Origin of the sequence: Pseudalkalibacillus sp. A8 (assembly GCF_045920555.1) — a bacterium.
GTDB lineage: Bacteria > Bacillota > Bacilli > Bacillales > Fictibacillaceae > Pseudalkalibacillus.
Window position 1 is genome coordinate 4,567,093 of the sequence record NZ_CP174509.1, and the last position, 21,779, is coordinate 4,588,871.

Annotated in this window: 15 protein-coding genes; 2 read left to right on the forward strand and 13 right to left on the reverse strand. The window is 43.7% G+C overall.

Annotated elements, in window-relative coordinates:
* Window positions 1-8 precede the first annotated feature (8 nt).
* The 8 genes from ACJROX_RS23490 to ACJROX_RS23525 all read right to left on the reverse strand — a co-directional run bounded on the left by ACJROX_RS23490 (window position 9) and on the right by ACJROX_RS23525 (window position 10,342).
* Complete coding sequence (locus ACJROX_RS23490; protein ID WP_408007626.1) at window positions 9-500, reverse strand: DUF1641 domain-containing protein; 492 nt, start codon at window positions 498-500, stop codon at window positions 9-11.
* The gene (gene fdhF / locus ACJROX_RS23495) at window positions 475-3,468 is read right to left on the reverse strand and encodes a formate dehydrogenase subunit alpha (protein WP_408007627.1); all 2,994 of its coding nucleotides are present in this window, start codon (window positions 3,466-3,468) and stop codon (window positions 475-477) included. Before fdhF ends, ACJROX_RS23490 begins: the two co-directional genes overlap by 26 nt.
* 255 nt (window positions 3,469-3,723) lie before the next feature.
* Window positions 3,724-4,716, reverse strand: a complete 993-nt coding sequence (locus tag ACJROX_RS23500; protein WP_408007628.1) for a LacI family DNA-binding transcriptional regulator — start codon at window positions 4,714-4,716, stop codon at window positions 3,724-3,726.
* Window positions 4,717-4,746: 30 nt separating this feature from the next.
* A complete protein-coding gene (locus ACJROX_RS23505; protein WP_408007629.1) occupies window positions 4,747-5,508 on the reverse strand; it encodes an alpha/beta hydrolase in 762 nt (253 codons plus the stop codon).
* A 6-nt stretch (window positions 5,509-5,514) separates the two neighbouring features.
* Window positions 5,515-7,155 carry a glycoside hydrolase family 13 protein gene (locus ACJROX_RS23510; protein ID WP_408007630.1) on the reverse strand — a complete coding sequence of 547 codons (1,641 nt, stop codon included), beginning with the start codon at window positions 7,153-7,155 and terminating at the stop codon, window positions 5,515-5,517.
* Between the two features lie 82 nt (window positions 7,156-7,237).
* Window positions 7,238-8,068, reverse strand: a complete 831-nt coding sequence (locus tag ACJROX_RS23515) for a carbohydrate ABC transporter permease (RefSeq protein ID WP_408007631.1) — start codon at window positions 8,066-8,068, stop codon at window positions 7,238-7,240.
* Window positions 8,069-8,083: 15 nt separating this feature from the next.
* Window positions 8,084-8,983 (reverse strand): carbohydrate ABC transporter permease, encoded by a 900-nt coding sequence (locus ACJROX_RS23520; RefSeq protein ID WP_408007632.1) that lies wholly within the window; start codon window positions 8,981-8,983, stop codon window positions 8,084-8,086.
* A 126-nt stretch (window positions 8,984-9,109) separates the two neighbouring features.
* A complete protein-coding gene (locus ACJROX_RS23525; protein WP_408007633.1) occupies window positions 9,110-10,342 on the reverse strand; it encodes a sugar ABC transporter substrate-binding protein in 1,233 nt (410 codons plus the stop codon).
* A 360-nt stretch (window positions 10,343-10,702) separates the two neighbouring features.
* On the opposite strand from ACJROX_RS23525, the gene ACJROX_RS23530 reads away from it, so the two are divergent.
* Window positions 10,703-12,868, forward strand: a complete 2,166-nt coding sequence (locus ACJROX_RS23530; RefSeq protein ID WP_408007634.1) for a glycoside hydrolase family 3 N-terminal domain-containing protein — start codon at window positions 10,703-10,705, stop codon at window positions 12,866-12,868.
* Between the two features lie 11 nt (window positions 12,869-12,879).
* Complete coding sequence (locus ACJROX_RS23535; protein WP_408007635.1) at window positions 12,880-16,227, forward strand: GH36-type glycosyl hydrolase domain-containing protein; 3,348 nt, start codon at window positions 12,880-12,882, stop codon at window positions 16,225-16,227.
* Window positions 16,228-16,436: 209 nt separating this feature from the next.
* Here the strand turns inward: ACJROX_RS23535 and murQ are convergent, their stop codons facing one another.
* The 5 genes from murQ to ACJROX_RS23560 all read right to left on the reverse strand — a co-directional run bounded on the left by murQ (window position 16,437) and on the right by ACJROX_RS23560 (window position 21,591).
* The gene (gene murQ, locus ACJROX_RS23540) at window positions 16,437-17,336 is read right to left on the reverse strand and encodes an N-acetylmuramic acid 6-phosphate etherase (protein WP_408007636.1); all 900 of its coding nucleotides are present in this window, start codon (window positions 17,334-17,336) and stop codon (window positions 16,437-16,439) included.
* Window positions 17,337-17,433: 97 nt separating this feature from the next.
* Window positions 17,434-18,258 (reverse strand): carbohydrate ABC transporter permease, encoded by an 825-nt coding sequence (locus tag ACJROX_RS23545; protein ID WP_408007637.1) that lies wholly within the window; start codon window positions 18,256-18,258, stop codon window positions 17,434-17,436.
* A 148-nt stretch (window positions 18,259-18,406) separates the two neighbouring features.
* Window positions 18,407-19,297 (reverse strand): carbohydrate ABC transporter permease, encoded by an 891-nt coding sequence (locus tag ACJROX_RS23550; RefSeq protein ID WP_408011750.1) that lies wholly within the window; start codon window positions 19,295-19,297, stop codon window positions 18,407-18,409.
* A gap of 94 nt (window positions 19,298-19,391) precedes the next feature.
* Entirely contained in the window at window positions 19,392-20,666 is a 1,275-nt protein-coding gene (locus ACJROX_RS23555; protein ID WP_408007638.1) for an ABC transporter substrate-binding protein, read from the reverse strand.
* Window positions 20,667-20,733: 67 nt separating this feature from the next.
* Window positions 20,734-21,591, reverse strand: coding sequence for a MurR/RpiR family transcriptional regulator (locus tag ACJROX_RS23560; RefSeq protein ID WP_408007639.1), 858 nt, complete (start codon window positions 21,589-21,591; stop codon window positions 20,734-20,736).
* Window positions 21,592-21,779: the final 188 nt, after the last annotated feature.

Here is a 21,779-nt window from a genome sequence, read left to right on the forward strand (position 1 = left end):
ATCTTGTTCTAATGCAAGGTTTTTTTCTCGATTGCCTGTCCCATGCCTACCATAAAATTCATCATGAAGGTGAGGGACCGCTGGACATCTGGATCACGCATTAGTTTCGTCAGCCTCAATAAACTAACATTTTCTTTCTTATCCATATTTTCAGCCGACTTCTTAAGTCCTTCATTAATCCCATTCAACATGATTTTTAGTTGCTCTGGATCAAGTTCGGCTAAAAATTCGACCGCATTGATTCCGTTTTTGATGATCCGGTGCATACCAGGCTGGTTTAGTTCTCCGATAGCAAGGACTCCAATTTGGTCTCTTGTTTTCAGGAACCCTTTTATCATGTCGAGAATTTCCGATTGATGCAGTTCTTGAAGGATTTCCAGAAGACTTCCTAATGCTTCTCGGTTTTTAGCAGTCATTTCCATTAAACTGTTGAGCGCCTGTGTGCTTTCTTCCACCGTATTGGAGTTGTTTTTTTCAATTTGCTTGATCGCTTTCGCCATCGATGATAACCTCCTTTTCAATCATCTTGGAAACCGGAACATAATCAGATCGGTTCCATTTCTTTTCTATCTCGACACCTATGTGAGGTTGACGATTTCCAAAACGATGATTCTCTTTAGGCAGAGGTGATTCGCCGACTTGATCGAGGATCTCCATTTTGACCTGCATTTCTTTATAATTCGGCGTATGGGTAGTTACGTCGTGATAACTGCTGGTCAACTTGTTTACGGCTTCTAATTCTTCTCTCGAATTCATCGTCAAATACAATTCATTTCCTTTTACATGTTCTGTAACCCAGACCCTGACGTTGACTTCACCGTATGGAGAAACGAGCCGAACAAACGCCCCCGTTTTTATATTCCGTTCGTTTGCAAGTTCAGGAGAAACTTCCAGCCATGGATTTGGCACTTTATGAGTGATCCCCTTCGACTTATAGGTCATGTTGCCTTCGTGAAAGTGTTCAAGCAAACGTCCATTGTTCAGGTGCAAGTCATACTCTTTACCCGCTTTAAAAGGCTCCCTCCACTCTGCCGGAATCAATCTTGCTTTTCCGTCCGGAAATCCGAATGTATCCGTATATAACAGAGGTGTATCGCTCCCATCTGGCGCTACAGGCCAAACCTGGCTGTTCCACCCTCCCAGACGATCATAGCTCACACCTGCAAACATTGTTGCAAGACTGGCTGCTTCATCCATTATTTCTCCGGGATTCTTATAGTTCCAATCAGCCCCTAGGCGATTCGCAACTTCCTGAAAGATCAACCAATCAGGTTTGCAGTCTCCACGAGGATCAAATACTTGATAAAACCGTTGGATCCTGCGCTCTGTATTGGTGAACGTTCCATCTTTTTCAAGGCTTGGAGCAGCAGGTAAAACTACATCGGCAAACTGGGCTGTTTTGGAGAAAAAGATATCCTGGACCACAAAAAACTCCAACTTTTCCAACGCTTCATGGACGTAATTGATGTTCGAGTCGACCAATCCCATTTCTTCTCCAAACAGGTACATACCCTTGACTTTACCATCTTGTATGGCCTCGACAATCTGATGGTTGTCTAATCCTGGGTTCTTTGGTAACGTAACATCCCAAGCTTTCTCGTATCGAGCTCTCACTAGATCGTTTTCTACCGGCTCATAGCCCGGGAACCAGGCTGGCATTGTACCGAAATCGCAAGCACCCTGTACATTGTTGTGGCCACGTAACGGATAAGCGCCAGTTCCCGGTCTGCCATAATTCCCGGTAATCAACAACAAATTTGAAATGGCTGTGCTTGTTTCAGTCCCACCCATGTGTTGCGTCACTCCCATTGCCCACAGGATACAAACACTGTCAGCTTCATGGATATACGTTGCCAGTTTGATGATATCGTCTTTCGTTATTCCGGTAACTTCTTCTGCGTAATCAAGCGTGTATTTTTCAAGAGTTTTGACATAGTCTACATAACCGTTCACCCGGTTTTCCAAAAATCCTTTGTCTTCCCAGCCCTGGTCAATTATATATTTCGTTACTGCAGATATCAGCACTAAATCGGTCCCTGGGTTTGGATGGAAGTAATGATCTGCTAGTTGAGCCAGGTCATTTTTTCTTAAATCAGCAACAATCAGTTTCTGGCCAAAAAGCTTATGTGCACGCTTCACTCTGGTGGCGAGGACTGGATGGGATTCTCCCAGGTTGGCTCCAATGACGAACACCAATTCTGCGGTGGCAATATCACGAATTGTACCTGAATCTCCACCGAGTCCGACAGTCCTCATCAGGCCTGCTGTAGCAGGTGATTGGCAGTAACGCGAACAATTATCCACGTTATTGGTGCCAAAAACGGCTCGTGAAAGTTTCTGAAATAGATAATTTTCTTCGTTCGAACATTTTGATGAAGCGATGAATCCAAGAGCATCAGGTCCATGTTCATCCTTTATTTCGGAAAGTTTCGACGCAATGAGGCTAAGCGCTTCCTCCCAGCTCGCTTCTACAAAAGTATCCCCTTTCCGGATCAAAGGTTTCGTCAATCTATCCTCACTGTTCACAAAATCCCATCCGAATTTTCCTTTGACACACGTAGAAATGCCATTTACCGGTGCTTCCGGCTCAGGTTGTACCTTTAGGATGTCGCGGCCTTTTGACCAAATCTCGAAGCTGCACCCGACACCGCAATATGTGCATACCGTTTTTGTCCGTTTTATACGGTCTTTACGCATTGTTGCTTCTATATTGGAAATCGTGAAAATTTGCTTATAGCTGGGCTCTACTTCTTTGGTCAAATCAATCATAGGCTCAAGAATGTCTTTGGGAATCGACGTCATGTAACCGGCTTCTCCAAGCATCGACTTTTCCATCAATGCATTACAAGGACAGACAGTGACACAATGTCCGCAGGATACACATGAGGAATCATCGATCGGTACATCGTCATCCCAAATGACACGAGGTTCTTTACGCTCCCAATCGATGCTTAACACTTCACTCACTTGTAAATCCTGGCAGGCTTCTACACATAAGCCGCATAATATACATTGGTCAGGTTCATATCGATAAAAGGGATGAGAATTATCAGGTGGATATGGCTTCGGGGTAAATTCATATTTTTGATGTTCGATCCCTAGATGTTCCGCTGTATTGTGGACTTCACAATTACCATTGTTGTTGTCACACACAGTGCAGTATAATTCGTGGTTTTTTAAGATTCGTTGCATCCCCTCTAATTGTGCAGCTTTCGCCCGATCAGACAACGTAGATACCTTCATCTCTGATTCTACCTTAGTCGCACATGCCCGCACGATTTCACCATCAACATCGACCATACACGTATCACAAGTTTGAATGACACCGATACCTAGATCAGGTTGATAGGAACATATACCCGGAATGTAAAGGTCACTTTGTGATTTAGCGACTTCAAATATGGATTGACCCTCTTTTGCATTAAATTCTTTTCCGTCTATTTGGATGGCCAACATTTTCTCTTCCATTTCTTACACCACCTGAATGTAATTATTCATCCCGCCTTTTCACTGCACACTAGTATTACCTTCGATAGTGTAAATATACTATCAAGCATGGGTGTAAAGCTGACAGTGAAAAGGCGAAATCTACTACATGCATGGATATGAACGCAGGGCAGTCTAGAAAAAAAGAAAACGCATCTAAAATGCGTTTTCAACTAGTCATATAACCTTATTCTAAAAGAAAAAAGAGAGAATGACTCAACATCATTCTCTCTCGAATTATTTTCTTTCCCTAATTGATTCTCTTTCTATCAGCTCGGTTGACAGCTTGTAATATGGCTCTACTTTTTCCTTGGACAGCTGCTGGAAAATCAAGTGCACCGCAAGCGCACCTGCTTCGTATTTCGGCTGCCGGATCGTCGTCAATGGGGGCGAAACGAACTCGGACAACTGAATGTCATCAAAACCGACGATCGAAACATCTTCGGGCACCCGTATGCCTTTTTCCTTGAATGCCTGCAGTCCACCGATCGCCATTTCATCGTTTGCATAAAAGATTCCCTCAGGTAAATCATTCTGCGCAATCAACATTTTTGTCGCCCGATAACCGCTCTCACGTGTGAAATCACCGGAGATTTTCCATTTAGGGGCATACGGCAGGCCGTGCTTTTCTATGGCGGCCTCATATCCACGGAATCTCAGCGAATTGTCATGAGAATTGCTAGGACCACTGATGAACGCAATCTTACGGTGTCCTTTTTCAATCAAATGTTCCGTAGCTAAGAACCCGCCCTGCCAGTTGTCGACTTCGACCTGCAATACATGGTTATGATTCAAGTGCCGATCCAATACGACAATCGGAAATCCTTCACGCGCAGATTCTAAAATCGTTTCGTCACTGATGTTATGGGCTAAAATGATGACACCATCGACCCGTTTTTCTTTTAAAAACTTGACTGCCGTGGATTGTGTGTCCCCCATTGAATTACAGGCTATCAAGTCATAACCGTTTGTCATCGCGACGGTTTGAACCCCATTGATCAGCTCAGAATAATAAGGACCTGACAAATCGCTCAAAATCAAAGCGATCGTGTTCGTCTTCGTCCTTTTCAAGTCTGATGCGATGCCGTTCTTCTGATAGTTCAGCTCTTTGGCTGCTTCGATCACTTTCCTCTTCGTATCGGGACTGATTTTATCGATATTGTTCAGTGCATAAGAAGCTGTCGATACCGCCACTCCTGCACGTTTTGCTACATCTTTAATCGTTGCCATAACCTTCACATCCTACCGCTTGCTAATTATCTATCTCTTGAAAAACAACTCCAACACTCTCTGAATGTGCTGATCCCAATAACCCCATTCATGATTCCCAGGGAACTCTTCATACATGATATCCAATACAATCCCTTTACAATGATCGCGAAAACGAAGGTTCGATGCATAAAGATGATCTTCCGCTTCGCAATTTAAATATATAAATGGTTTGGGTGATTCACTCTGCGCCAATTGCGTTGCTAAATGAAACAGGTCGTCGTCACTGCCTTCAACAGGCCTGTCACCGAAAATCGCTGCAAAATCCTTTGGGAAATCAGGTAGTCTTTCCAGTATATCCACCGCACCTGAAAGACTTGCAGCTGCTCGGAATTTTTCCGGATGACGCATTGCCGTTTTCAATGCGCCATAGCCGCCCATGGAAAGCCCTGCAATATAGTTGTCTTTTCTTGCCGAAGACAATGGAAACATCGATCGCGCCGCCTTAGGAAGCTCATGACTGATGAAAGTGAAATAATCATGTCCATATTCCATATCCGTATAAAAGCTTCTGCCTACAGCAGGCATGACAACCGCAATCCCATAAGATTCCGCATAACGTTCTATGGAAGTGCGCCTGCTCCAGACCGTATGGTCATCCGAGAGCCCATGTAACAGATAGAGTGTCGGGTATATTTTCCCCTGAACAGCTTCATCCGGATCCAGCAACCCCACCGGCTGTGGTAAAATCACATGTATTGAAGTGGAACACTGCAAAGCTTCCGAATAAAAGTCACATTGAATGAATGCCATGAACGTTCACCTGCAATCTTTCAGCAAATAGACGACGGCTTCATACGGTCTTAACTTAAGAGCATCTGGAGATTCCGCTGAGTCGTCATAGTTACTTATTACTAATTCCGCATCAATAGCTGAAAACCCTGCTGGTAACGTGAACTTCGGTGTGCCTTCGTTAAAATTCGCAACGACAAGGAGAGATTCACCGTCAAGACGCCTGACATAAGCGAAAATTTCCTCATGATCTGCTTCAATCAGTTCGAAATTGCCATAGACGATGATCTCATGTTCTTTTCTTAACTGGATCAGCTTTTTATAATGGTAAAAAATCGATTTCTTATTATTTAGAGCATTCGACACATTGATTACACGATAATTCGGGTTCACTTTGATCCAGGGCTCTCCGGTCGTAAAACCGGCATGCTTCGAATCGTCCCACTGGATTGGCGTGCGTGCATTATCCCGGCCCTTCGTAAAAATCGATTCCATGATCTCATCATGTGGAGTGCCTTGTTCCGTTTTTTCCTGATAAATGTTAAGTGTTTCTATATCCCGGTAATCTTCAAGGTCATCGAATCGGATATTCGTCATCCCGATCTCTTCCCCTTGATAAATGTACGGTGTACCTTGCATCATGTGTAATAGGGTCGCAAGCATTTTTGCTGATTCGACGCGATATTCATCATCATCTCCCCAGCGCGAAACGATTCGAGGCTGATCGTGGTTATTCCAGTATAAACTGTTCCAGCCACGCCCATGAAGCTCTGTCTGCCACTTGCTCAAAAACGACTTCAAGTCCTTAAGCTCCAGCTGCTTTAAAGCCCATTTCCCTTGACCCTCAACCTCGTCAAGTGACATGTGCTCGAATGTGAACACCATATCAAGTTCTTTACGTTCGGGTGCTGTATAAAGTTTCGCTGTATCAGTCGTAGCTGAAGGTGTTTCCCCGACCGTCATCACGTCATACTTAGATAAGACCTTGTCATTCAGTTCCTTCAAGTATGGATGAAGCATCGTTCCATCGGTAAGGACACCCTGGTCGACTTCTTTTCCGATCAAATCGATGACATCCATCCGGAAACCGCTGATTCCTTTTTCGAGCCAAAAGTCCATCATCTTATGGATCTCGGCCCGAACCCTCTCATTATGCAGGTTCAAATCGGGTTGCTTCTTGCTGAACAAATGGAAATAGTATTGGTCTGTCTGCTCATCATATTCCCATGCTGGACCGCTGAAAACTGAGCGGATATCACTCGGTGGGCCACTTTCTCCATCCCGCCAAATGTAAAAGTCTCGATACGGATTTTCCTTCGATTTCAGTGATTCAATAAACCATGGATGTTCATCAGACGTATGATTGATCACGAGATCCATGATAATCCGGATATTTCGTGTTTTCGCTTCCATGATAAGTTCATCCATATCTTCCATTGTTCCAAACTCATCCATGATTCCGTAGTAATCACTGATATCATAACCGTTATCATCATTCGGAGACTTATAGACAGGACTGAGCCAGATCACATCGATTCCGAGTTCACCAAGATAATCCAGCTTCTGGATGATCCCTGGGATATCTCCAATTCCATCCCCATCACTATCATTGAAGCTCCTCGGGTATATTTGATATACCGTTGATGAATGCCACCATTTTTTATCCATAACATCCTCCAAAAAAATCATTAGTTAAAATTCAAAAGAGGAGGCAACTGTTCGTCATCCTCCACTTTTTATATCCTATTACTTATTTAAGTCCCGACATCGTAAACCCTTCCACAATATATTTCTGGAAGAATGAAAAGATGATGATGATCGGTACGACCATGAACGCAGCCCCAGCCATCTGCAAACCGTAGTTGCTCGCATATTGGCCTTGCAGCAACGATAATCCGACCGACAATGTATAGAGGCTTTCATCATTTGCAATGATCAACGGCCACAAAAAACTATTCCAGGCACCGATGAACGTAAGGATCCCCTGGACAGCGAAAATAGGTTTCGCGATCGGAATGATCAGCTTGAAAAAGATATAGAATTCTCCCGCTCCATCCAACCGAGCCGCTTCGATCAGGTCTGTCGGAATCGTTGTCATGAACTGCCTGAATAAGAAGATACTGAAGGCAGCAGCAAGTCCGGGCAATACGATACCAGTCATCGTATTGGTCAGACCCATTTCATTCAAAATCAAATAGACAGGGATCATTGTAACTTGGGCAGGAATCATCATTGTAGCCAATACGAGGTAAAAGATCGGTTCCCGCCCTTTGAATTTGAATTTTGCGAACCCATATCCCGCCATCGCATTGAATAGTAGACCTACAAATGACATCACGACAATGATGATCGTATTTTTCAAATAAACACCGAAATTGAGCCGCTCGAACAAATTGATATAATTTTCAAGAGTCGGGTTCTCAGGGAACAGCGTCGGTGGAAACAACAGCACTTCTCCGTTCGGTTTGAAAGAACTCGTAATCATCCATATGAAGGGGATGGAAACGAGGATTCCTCCAACGATAAGGAGGATACTGACGATTGTTTTTTCGAATTTATTGTTGATTGTATTTGATTCCATATGATCAACCCCGATCTAGTACTCTGTATCAGATTTCCGGATTTTGAACTGGACGAGTGTAACGACGATGATGAATACGAACAACATGAATGATCCAGCTGCTGCATATCCGAATTCGCTGTATTGGAAGCCTTTCTGATAAATGAACAAAGCCATCGAAATCGTACCGTTCAATGGACCTCCCTGGGTCATGACGAATGGTTCCTCGAAAAATTGCAGCCAACCGATCAATGTGGTGATCGTTACGAAGAACGTAGCATAACGCAAGAGTGGAATCGTGATTTGGAAAAGCATTTGAAAACGGTTCGCTCCGTCGATTTTCGCCGCTTCATAATAAGAATGCGGAATTCCCTGTAATGCAGCAAGGAAAATGATCATATTGATTCCGATCCCCTTCCAGACCGCAAGAACGATCAAGGAAAGCTTTGCAATCGTCGGTTCCTCGAGCCAAGGGATTTTGTCTGCATCCAATAATGACAAGATATAGTTGAATAGACCGTATTCCGTGTTGTATAAATAACCCCAGATGACTGCGACTGCAATGATGTTCGTAATGGAAGGCATATAATAGACTCCTCGGAAAAACCTGAACAACAAGTTTGAACCATAATTGAGGAGCAATGCGATTCCTAAAGAACAAACAATGACAAGAGGCACACCGATGATCGCATAGAATAACGTGTTATAGATTGATTTATGAAAAACTTCATCCGAGAAGAGTTCTTTGTAATTTTCAAGTCCGATATAGTTGATATTCGACCAGTTCGCAAGACCCTTCAAATCCAGGTCTGTAAAACTGATGAAAAAGGCTACAAAAATCGGAACGATGCTGAAGACCAATAAAATAAGGACTGCTGGCCCGATAAACATGAAGGGATGTCTATCCTGATATAACCGTTTGAATCCATTGCCCATAATACCCCACCTAACTGAACTATACTCCCGTCTATCGATTGATTCAGACTATCCTGTTTCGTAAAAATGGAGTTCAGGCATGCTCATTGATGCCTGTAACTCCACTATTGTCCTAATCAAATATCATCACTCTTCATTCGACTCAATGACTTTCTGACGATAAGCGTCTAATTCCTTATCGACGTCCGCACCACCGACAGTGATTTTTTCAATCGCATTAAGTAGCTCTTGACCGACAACTTCCCAGTTCTGGATTTGCGGAGAAGCTTTTGCCGTTTCTAACTGTTCACCGAACACCGCCAGCTTTTCATCTTCCTTCAGAGTTGGATCTTCCCAAGCTTCAACTCTTGAAGGCAACGTATTGGAAGTCTTGAACCATTCGATTTGAGTATCCACTTCGTTCATATAGGAGATGAACTTCAAAGATTCTTCCACTTTTTCCGAACTGCTGAAAATGGAGAAGTTCGATCCACCGATACTAGAAGCGACTTGTTCCTTTTTCGGCATTGTAGCAATCGCCCATTTCCCTTCGAGATCCGGTGCTTGATCATTCAAGATGTTCACCATCCAAGGACCACTGAAGAACATCGGCTTCACGCCATCTTTGAATGCTTGTACAATGTCCATCCCCTCTGCTGTCGTGCTGATTCCCTCTTCAAAATAGCTGGTATAATAGTTGATTGCTTCATCAAACGCCGGGCTGTCTAAGTTAAGGTTCTCTTTATCCGTATCGAATTCGAAACCATTTTGCCAAGCGAAAATGAAAGGCATGATTTGATCGTTACGGTCGATGTCCAGTCCGTAATACTTGTCTCCACGATCTGCCAGCTTACCTGCAGCATCTTTCAATTCATCCCAAGTTGCTGGCGGCTCCTCATAACCCACTTCTTTCAAAAGATCTGTGCGGTAATAAAGCACTCTTGTTTCGACATACCAAGGAATGCCGACAACCTGATCGTCATATGTCATTGTTTGTGCGGCACCTTCAAAGTAATTTTCAGGTTTGAATTCAGGGTAATCTTCCATATACTCAGATAAATCAAGAAGTGCACCTGCATCGGCAAATTCAGATACCCATGTCGTTCCTAATTGGACAACGTCAGGACCCTTTTGAGAGGCAACTGCCGTCAAAAGTTTGTCATGGGCATTCTCCCAGGGAATAGCTTGTACATTGACATTTATATCCGGGTTTTCTTCTTCAAATTTCTTTGCAATCTCGCCTAGCTTCTTACCTTCTTCCCCCATAGCCCAGACTGAGATGGTGTTATCATCTTCTCCAGAGCCGTTGGAACAACCTCCTAACAAAGCAGAAACAGCCAAGAGACAAACCATGAAAAGCATTACGACTTTTTTACTCATTCTTAAACATTCTCCCTTCTATTACTATTTTCGACTGAAAAATGATTTTAAACAAATATCGACATCTTAAAAATTATGAAGTTTATCAAACCTTGTCATTGAAACGTTTCGATAACTCGATTATAATCAAAGGTGTATCCGCTTTCAATACTTTTTTGAAAAAAATCAGAAATTTTTATCATTAAAAGCTTTCTATGAGTCTGGATAACTTGCCAATTTGCATATATAAAGAGTTTTCGATTCGTTTCTTTCTGATTGACTCTTTATAAGAAAGCGCTTATAATCCATGGTAACTAAAAATTGAAACGTTTCGATAAATACGCACATAAAATAATAATTCTAGAACCCAGGAGGATAAATATGAGCGACCAGAATTTATCTACACTTTTACATGAGATGACATTGGACGAAAAAATTGCTCAGCTGACACAGTTGGCCACCCCATTCTTCAAAGGGGCTTCTGATCAGGGACAGATTACTGGACCTATGGCTGAATTGGGAATAACCGAGGATGTCGTACAAAATAGTGGTTCTGTACTTGGAGCTTCCGGAGCGAAAGTGACGAAGAACATCCAACAAGCTCATTTAAAAGAAAACCGATTGGGCATACCTCTATTATTCATGTCCGATATCATTCATGGTTACAAAACCATTTTCCCAGTACCTTTAGCGATCGGCTGTTCATGGGACTTGGATCTAGCAGAGCAAAGTGCAGCCATTGCCGCAAAAGAAGCAGCTGTTTCAGGGGTGCATGTGACGTTTTCTCCAATGGTGGATCTCGTTCGCGATCCTCGCTGGGGCAGGGTGATGGAGTCTACAGGCGAAGACCCATTTCTGAACAGTGAATTTGCAAGAGCATTTGTACGAGGCTACCAGGGTGATGACCTCTCAAATGACCATGTTCGGGTTGCGGCCTGTGTAAAGCATTTCGCTGCATATGGTGCTGCAGAAGGCGGACGGGACTATAACACAGTCGATATGTCAGAAAGACAGCTTCGTGAGTACTATTTGCCAGCCTATAAAGCAGCGTTAGATGAAGGCTGCGAAATGGTCATGACCGCATTCAATATTTTGGACGGCATCCCGGCGACGGGTAACAAGAAACTTATGCGTGACCTTTTACGTGACGAGTGGAATTTTGACGGCGTCCTTATTTCGGATTGGGGTGCGGTGAAAGAATTGATTCCGCATGGTGTTGCAGCTGATGAAAAAGAAGCTGCGCATCAAGCTTTCTCGGCTGGTGTGGACATTGAAATGATGACACCTTGTTATGTACACAATGGCAAAGCGCTCATTGAAGAAAATATTCTTGATGAAGCGTTGGTCGATGAAGCTGTATTACGGATTTTGGAATTGAAGCAAAAGCTGGGACTATTCGACAATCCGTATCGCGGTGCAGATGAAGAGCTTGAAAAAGAAATCGTCTTCTCTTCCTCCCATCGCCATGCTGCTCGGGAGTTAGCTGCTAAATCTTCTGTGCTGCTGAAGAACGATGGAATTCTCCCGCTTAAAAAAGAACAGAATGTCGCACTTATCGGCCCTTTTGCTGAACATGACGACCTTCTCGGCCCATGGTCTTGGAAAGGCTCAAAAGAAGATGCTGTAAAAATAAGTGTAGGGTTATTGGAAAAAATCGGGTCAGCTCAACTATCTGTTACAAAAGGAAGTGATGTGAAAACCACTTCACAAGCACAAATCGATGAAGCGATGGAAGCTGCAGAGAATGCTGATGTCATCGTCCTTGCGCTTGGTGAACATTCAGAAATGAGCGGGGAAGCAGGTTCCCGGGCCGATATCCGCTTGCCACAAGCCCAGCTTGATTTGATAAAAGCTTTGAAATCTTTGGAAAAGCCGATGGTTGCAGTTCTTTTCAATGGACGGCCGCTTGATCTTCACGGCGTTGTCGATCAGACAAATGCGGTGCTCGAAGCCTGGTATCCAGGTTCTGAAGCAGGATCCGCTGTTGCTGATCTCTTGTACGGTGATTCAAATCCATCAGGACGATTGACGATGTCCTTCCCTTATTCGATCGGACAGGTTCCAGTCTATTACAACCATTACAATACAGGACGCCCAAAGGATGCGCCTGATGCCCAAGTACGGTATGTCTCTCAATATTTGGACATTCCGAATGAACCGCTCTTTCCGTTTGGATTCGGCTTAAGCTATACCACTTTTTCATATAGTGATGTAACCCTGTCGGACAATGTTTTAAAAGAAGATGAACCGATCACACTGACAGTGGACGTAACGAATACCGGTGAAATGAAGGGTGAAGAAGTCGTCCAGCTCTATGTACGTGATGTAGCGGGTGAAGTCGTCCGGCCAATGAAAGAGCTGAAGGGATTCGAGAAAGTATCACTAGAGCCTGGAGAAACGAAGCAAGTCACATTCACTTTGAATGAAGAACAACTTCGATACTATCATTCCGATTTAAGTTTCAAGAGTGATACAGGAGAATTCATCGCTTATATCGGACCTAACAGCCGAGACGTCAGTGCACATCCATTCAAACTAGAGAAATAGAGGTGGCTTCCATGAGTATAGATCTACAAAAAGACAGCAAGATCGAAATCAAAACAGGAAACTTACAGTTCTCATTTTTAAGTACCGGTGACCTGTTTGGAATCTTCCATCAATCCGCGATGATCAATCAGGTCCTTGCAAACCCGATCGACGGGTCATTGAACAATATCTACCTCCGTGTTTTTAAAGGTAAAGAGATCATGGCTGCACCGCTTATCGGTATGCATTCCGATAATGAAATGGCAGTCTCTGATTCCAAAATCAAATGGTCCGGAACCTTTGAAGGGATCCAGTATGAGGTTATATTTCATTTAGCGGACAATGGTGCGTGGTTCTGGGATGTGAATTTGGAAGGGGCCGATGTCGAGTTCGACTTGATCTGTGGCCAAGACCTCGGCTTGGCTGACAAGGGTGCGGTCCGTTCAAACGAAGCGTATATGTCCCAGTATATCGACCACTCTGTCTACGAGGATGCAAATCGAGGGTACGTCGTTTGCTCCCGTCAAAACCAGCAGACGCAATCCGGATTCCCTTATATCCAGCAAGGTTCCTTGAATAAAGTAAAGAGCTATTCAACAGACGGCTACCAATTTTTCGGGACATCTTTCCGGGATACGAATGAATCAGAAGCGTTATCGAAAGAATCACTCGCAAATGAAATCTATCAGTATGAGTTTGCATACATCGCACTACAGACTGAGCGTAAAACGCTAAGAGGAGAGGAAAGGATCGTTTTCTACGGGCTTTATAAGGAAGACCATCCGGAAGCAGTCGCCTCCTTAGAGTACGAGGATGAAGTTTTTGCTGCCTGGAAGCAGGTCGATCAAGCTGAAGAAACTGAATTCCGTTCACTCGATAAGGTTTCGATTTCTTCAAAGTTTGCTGCACCTTTAAAAACCGTAGAAATGACAGAAGATGAAATCAATCAACTCTTCCCTGCTAAAAAACATAAAGAATACCAGGACGAAAAGTTACTTTCATTTTTTACAGACACACACGAACATATCGTTTTAAAAGAAAAAGAACGACTTGTCGAGCGTCCGCACGGGCATATTCTTATGTCCGGCCATAACGACCGATTGGCCGAGAACGTCATCACGACAACTTCCTATATGACTGGGGTGTTCAATTCCCAACTCGTTGTCGGAAATACCTCGTTCAACAAAATGCTTACGAATACACGTAACGCATTGAACGTCATGAAAACATCCGGACAGCGTCTCTATATTGAACGCAACGGGACGTATCATCTACTAGGTATGCCTTCCCTGTTCGAAATCGGGTTCAATTACGTCCGCTGGCATTATAAAACGGAAGATGACCTGATCATCGTCACGAATCATACGACCGTGGACACTCCTGAGGTCCGGTTGAACGTACGATCTGAAAACGGAAAAACCTATCGCTTCTTGTTGACGAATCAGGAGACGATGAACAACAACGAATACGAGATTGCTTTCAACGTTGATAAAACCGGAGAAACAATCGTTTATACTGCTGGTGAAAAAGCAGACAGTGCGAAGACATTCCCTGAATTAAGCTACCGTATGAGAGTAGATGGAGCTGAAGCTCAATTGACAGATGAGCAGGTCTTCTCTCCTGCCCTTGATGCGAAATCAGCTTCCCTTTCCGTATTGGAAATCAGTTCATCTGATGATTGGACCGTGACGATCCAGGGCTTGCTTCATGGCGAAGAAATGGCTTTCACTGAAAAAGACGTGAAGGAAGAGATTGAAAAGTACCGGCGATATTTTGTTGACGTGATGAATGGGTTCAAACTCTCTTCGACTCGTTCTGCATCTCAACAGATCGATAAGTTGAACACCCTTTCCTGGTGGTATACGCATAATATGCTTGTCCATTTCTCCGTGCCGCATGGCCTTGAACAATACGGCGGTGCCGCCTGGGGAACACGTGATGTCTGCCAGGGGCCGACGGAATATTTCCTAGCAACACAGAACTATGAATCAGTCCGTGAAATCATCCAGACGGTATATTCTCATCAATATGGTGATGACGGCAGCTGGCCGCAATGGTTCATGTTCGACAAGTACTACAAGATTCAAACGGACGAAAGCCATGGTGATGTGATCGTCTGGCCGTTGAAGGTCCTCAGCGATTACATCCGTGCAACAGGAGACTTTGATATTTTACAAGAAGAAATCCCTTATACGTTACGCGATGGCTTTGATTTCAGCCAGGATAAGGCGACACTTTTCGATCATGTCAAAAAGCAAATTGGTTATATCAAAAACAACTTTTTATACGGCACGTTCTTGTCTTCTTACGACGATGGAGATTGGGATGATACCCTCCAACCGGCGAACCAGCAACTGAAAAAGTACATGGTCAGCAGCTGGACGGTAGCTCTCACGTATCAAGTGATCCATCAGCTTTCAAAAGTATTGGAAAAAGTCGATCATCAAGAAGCGATCGAGCTGAAAACGCTGGCTTTCGGAATCAAAGAGGACTTTAACCGATATATGCTCAAAACTGATGTGCTGCCAGGATTCCTTTACATGGAAAACATAGCGCAGCCAGAGTTGATGATCCATCCGACAGATACAAAAACTGGCATCGATTACCGTTTGATCCCGATGAATCGGAGCATCATCAGTGAACTCTTCACACCGGAACAAGCTCAGTCGCATTATAAGCTGATCAAAGAGCACCTCTACTGTCCTGATGGTGTCCGTTTGATGAATCGCCCAGCCAATTACGAAGGCGGGGTCAGCACTCACTTCAAACGCGCAGAGCAAGCTGCAAACTTCGGACGGGAAATCGGCTTGCAATACGTACATGCCCACATTCGGTTCGTCGAGGCGATGGCAAAGCTTGGTCGTGGTGATGAGGTCTGGAAAGGCCTTGAAATCATCAATCCGATCTGCCTGAAAGATGTCGTACCGAATGCAGAATTACGCCAAAGCAACACGTATTTCAGTAGCTCGGATGGAAAGTTCAATACCCGTTATGAAGCTCAGGAACGGTTTGAAGAACTTCGTAAAGGTACCGTCCCTGTCAAAGGTGGATGGCGCATCTATTCGAGCGGCCCAGGAATCTATATGAATCAACTGATTTCGAATGCCCTTGGAATCCGTCAGGAAGATGGCAAGCTGGTCATCGATCCTGTTCTATCTGAGGAACTGGATGGCTTGCAGTTCGAGTTTAAGATCCAGGGTCGGCCAGTAACATTTGTTTATCATATTAAAAATGAAGAAAAACAAGTGAATGTGAACGGTGAAACAGTCGAATCAACTGCCGTTTCTAACCGATATCGCACAGGCGGATTTGCGATTCAACTGGAAGAACTTAAGAACCGCCTCAAGACAGACGACAATCTAATCGAAATCAACTTGTAGACATAAGGAGTGCTGGAGAATTAGCTTCTGGCACTCTTTCATATTTGGGTCAAACGGGTTGCAAGTGTTTAACGGACATACAAGCCCTTATTCGGCATAAGCTTTCGGAAATGGGCGGTTGTTCACAAATAAGGTCGCTGATGTCCGTCAACCTAACAAAATATCCAAAAAACGACCACAGTAAAAATCCTGTGGTCGTCTTATCTTTTTCATTGCTTCAAACTTTTCAAGGCATTCGGAAAATGGTCATTATAGATTTGCAGTGTTTCTTTCGCTTTCTCATATGTTATCTGGAACATGATCATGAGAATAGCAGTACGGGCATCTCCATTAGCGGAATGACTATATTTCAATGCTGTTTTTTCATCTACTCCTGTCACTTCTTTGATGATATGCACAACTCGATGTCTCAGTTTTTCATTCGTCGCTTGGACATTCACCATCAGATTGCCATACACTTTTCCAAGCTTGATCATCACCGCAGTGGAAATCATATTCAACACCATCTTCTGAGCAGTGCCTGACTTCAATCTGGTCGAGCCTGTTATCACTTCCGGACCGACCAGAATCTCGATCAAATACTGAACATACTGGCTTAAATCTGCATTCGGGTTGCAAGATACAGCTACGGTCAACGCTCCGATGTTAGATGCCTTCCTGACTCCCCCGATGACATAAGGTGTCCTGCCGCTTGAGGTGATTCCTACTACAGCATCTTGGTCGGAAACAAGAGACATGACATCTTTCTCACCCGCTGCCATGTCATCTTCAGCATTTTCGATTGCCGTCTTTATCGCACGGTCTCCCCCAGCAATGATTCCATTTACCAAATCATAATCTACACCGAATGTAGGCGGACATTCGGATGCATCAAGAATTCCTAGACGGCCGCTCGTTCCAGCTCCGAGATAAAATAATTTACCGCCTCTTTCCATCACATCGACAATCGCTTCAATCGCTTTTGTAATCTGAGGTATGCTTTTCTCAACAGAGTAAGCAACCGTTTTATCCTCTCGATTCATGACTTGGATGATTTGATGGACTGAAAAAGTATCCAACTTTTCTGATTCCTTATTCCGCTGTTCTGTCATCATGTTTTTGTTGATCATAAATGCCCTCCTGGTCATCCTATCCAATTTTTCTTCATTTCCGGGCTTTTATCTCTTCACCTGGAAAGAAAACAGCTGAAATAATCCCCGTCCTCTTTTATTTGACCGCCCCGGCCGTCAAGCCTTCCATGAATTGTTTCGATGCAATGAAAAACAAAACGATCATCGGCAATGAAGATAACGTCAAGCCAGCAAAGAGCGCTCCCCAGTCCGCCGAATATTCTCCGAACAAAGAAAGCATCCCCACGGGTATCGTTTTCTTCATTTCATTTGTAATGAATACTAACGGGAAAAAGAAATCATTCCAGGATTGTATGAAATTGATGATCATGACAGTCCCTAAGGCTGGCCTCATGATCGGCAGCAATACATGCCAGAATACCTTGATATCCGTCGCACCATCAATCCTTGCTGCTTCTTCGAGCTCTTTTGGCATCGTCCTGAAAAATCCCGTCAAAATCAAGATGGATAACGGAATCCCTGTGGCCGTATAGATAAAAACGAGGGACCAAAGAGAATTGATGAGACTCAAATCTTTCATAAGCATGAATAATGGGACGATTCCTAGTTTGATAGGAATCATCATCCCGATCAAAAAGAAGAAGAAGAGATAGTTGTTCCACCAGAACGTATATCTGGCGATGTAAAATGCGGCAAGCGAACCGAATAATAAAATGAAAATGACAGACACTGCACTAACAAACACACTGTTCCAGAAAAAGGTGAAAAACGGTATTTGATCAAGCAGTTTTTGATAAGGTTCAAGACTGAAGGTTTTAGGGATTGATAACGGATCTTTGAAAATTTCCGCATTGGTCTTGAAGGAAGAATAGATCATCAAAAGGATCGGATATATGCTGATGACAGCAAATATGAAGGCGATTAAATAATAGATGGACCTGGATGCGATATGATCTTTCATATTCTTCCCTCCTAGTAAAGTAGTAGATTTGTCAGAACCGAGAGATTCGAGGAAGCAAGTGAACGATCACCGGAGTGTACTTTTAGGTACATGAGGATGAGAGCGAACACAGCTGACAACGAAGCTCGATGGTTATCACAAATCTGCCTTATAGTTGGACTTCACGCCTACGCAACACGAATAAGAATAGTGCTGATATGCTTGCGATGATCATGAACAGGACGACTGCTAATGCTGACCCTAAACCGATGGCTGCAGAGTTTGCACCGCCGGAGCCGAATGCGAGCCTGTAGAAATAGACCGCCAATGTATCAGTAGAATAATAAGGTTCTCCCATCGAGCCCTGCATTGCATAAACAAGTTCAAATGCCTCAAATGCATGGATGAAGGTCAACACCGTCATGATGGTGATCGATGGAATCATCAGTGGCAGAATGATCTTCCTGATCAGTTTGAACCCATTTGCCCCATCCAACCGTGCAGCTTCTATTAAGTCATGAGGAATCCCTTGTAAACCGGCAAGGAAGATCAATACCGCAAAACCGAGACCGAACCAGGAATTCACGAGGATGATCGCAATCAAAGCCGTATCCGGATCACCAAGCCACGCCTTTGCCCAGCTTTCTAGCCCAAGCTTTTCCAAAAAGACATTCAGGGCACCGAAATTGGGATTGAGGATAAGCTTCCATAAAAACCCTACGATAATGACTGAAAGTAACCGGGGCAAAAAATAAGCTGCCTTGAAAAACTCTGCAAATCTGATTTTTTTATAAATGATATAGGCAAGCCCGAATGCAATTCCGTTCTGAACGACCATTTCCAACAGGAAGTAGATGACGTTGTTTTCGAAAGCATTCCAAAACATACTATTGAAGGGTTCTCTCGTGAACAGCGCTATGAAATTTTCGATTCCGATGAACGCCCCTCTCCGGATGCCTTGCCAATCAAAGAGACTGTAAGAAAAGGCAGCAAAAAGCGGATAGATGATGAAAGTGACATATATGGCGAGGGCAGGAATCGGAAAAAGATGGATCGCCATCTTCCGCCAATTCCTCTTGTTCTTCTGCTTTGCTGGTATGTGGGTTTTCGTTTCAAGCTCCATCAATTCCTCGCCACCTTTTTACAATCATTGATTATTGAAATGGTTCGAAGTAGGTTACGGCATTTCCTTGCAGTTTTTCGGCAACACCTTTAGGTGTCTGTTTACCGAGATACATTCCTTGAAGTTCCGTTTCTAGCGTTGCCTTCGTTGTCGGGTTTCCTCTATTGAAATGGACGAGCATCATGTAAGAGGTGGAATATTCGTTGGACGCCTCAGCCATCGCAGTGACGAGCTCATCCTCTGTTTTTACACCTGGAACCGCAGGGATCCGTGCCAATTCATCTGAAAACAGCTTCGCAAATTTTTCAGTCGTCATGAATTCAAGGAATTTCTTCGCCTCCTCTTTATTTGTTGAGTTCGCATTAATTCCATATGAACCGTCCACCCATGTCGTCATCGTCGGATCCTTTCCTTCAGCTGACGGCATCGGGAAGAATCCGATCTCGAGGTCAGGGCTCATTTCACGGAGCACTTCAATTTCCCAGCTTCCTAACGGGAACATTGCAGCCTCTTCGGTAAAGAAGAGGGTACGGATATCTTCCATCCCGAGTCCTTCATAATTTTCCGGGAAGTATTGTTTCAGCTCATCCATTGCATCAAGGGAAGAAACGAATTCCTCACTAGTGAATGTTTTATCACCTTCAGTGATCTGATCCACGAACTCATTCGCACCATAATGTGCCGGGCCGACAATCGCATGAGCTAACGATAGCAACCAGCCTTCTTTCGTTCCAAGTGCGATCGGAGTGACACCTTCTTCCTTCAGTTTCTCATTCAATTCAATGAATTCATCCCACGTCTTAGGCTCTTCCAATCCAAGGTCATTGAAAATTTTCTTGTTATAGAACATCTGTGCAGAGTTAAGTGATAGAGGGACACCGTAGACTTTTCCGTCCTCAGATGTCGCAGCAGAAAGAGTTTCCTCAGTAAATACATCGATTCCGTCCAGATCATCAATCGGCTCGAGATAACCTGCTTTTGCTAGCTCCATTCCAGGAGCATACGGACGGAGTTGGATAATGTCAGGACCTTCTCCACTTTGTAAGGCGGTGTTGAGAATCGTATCGTATTCTGTGTTCTTCGATGGCTTGAACTCGACTTTGATATCTGGATGCTCTTCATTGAAAGCCTCGATGATTTTATCGTAAGCAGCTTTATCCTCTGTTCTCCAGCTCCCGATCGTCAAAACTTCACCATCGCCGTCTTCCCCATCACCTTCAGTGTCGCTGCCTGAATTACTGCATCCAGCAAGAGCAAGGGACAGGACCAGCAATACCCCTAGAAACAAACTCAACATCCGTTTCATAACATTGAACCCCTCCTGTGTTTTCATAAGTTTTATTACTCCTCATATACGAGGGAAAAAACTACCTTCAATCTATTTCTTTTGAAACCTGTACGGCCTTTCTTGTCCGTTCAAGAGCGTCAATACTTTTATCGTAATGACGGCTTGTAATCCCGATATACAAGATATCGATTACATTCAACTGCGAAATCCGTGAGCTCATCGCTCCGCTTCGGATGCTTTTTTCTAACGAGCTTGTGAACAGATTGATATCAGCCAGATCAGCTACTGGATTTCTTCCGAATTTTGTAAGCGAAATGGTCTCCGCTCCATTTTCTTTGGCAATCTTCAATGATTCGATGACATCCTTTGTACGTCCAGAGTAAGAAATGCCGAAAGCAACATCTTTTTCGGTCAGATTCGCACTGATCGTGCCTTGTGTATCAAAATCATAAGCAGCCTCACACCACCGATTGACCCTTGTCAGTTTCTGTTTGAAATCTTGGGCGATGACTGCAGAAGCACCGATACCGAAGACGGCGATTTTTCTTGCATTGCTCATAACCGATACAGTCTTTTCCACTTGTTCAGGTGAAAGAACGGATATTGTATCATTGATCGATTGGATATTGTTATGGGATATCGATGTAATGATGGATGATACCGAACCATCTGTCGGTATTTCTTGATAGGAATGATTGTTGTTATTGAACTGCGCCAGATCACCAGCGATCCGTAACTTCAATTCTTGAAATCCTTTATAACTTAGTGTCCTTGAAAGCCTTATGATCGTCGCTTCACTTACTTTCGTCTTTTTAGCCAGCTTTTGGACGGACAGATTGACAACCTCACCAGGATTCATCAAGATGTACTCCGCCACTTTACGTTCCGAAGGCTTAAGTGAAGGCATAGACTCCTGAATGCTGATCAAACCACCATTTAACATAGTCAAATCTCCTAATTTATCCTTATATTGATATTAAGTGCAGAAAATAATATTACATAAATCAATACTATTAACGAAATATTATTACTAAACTGAATTTTCAGAATGAAGGAGTCCGACAATAAAACATATTTTCAGATCCATAGAATTGTATCCTTGGAATTCAGGGGCTGACACAAAGCACCATT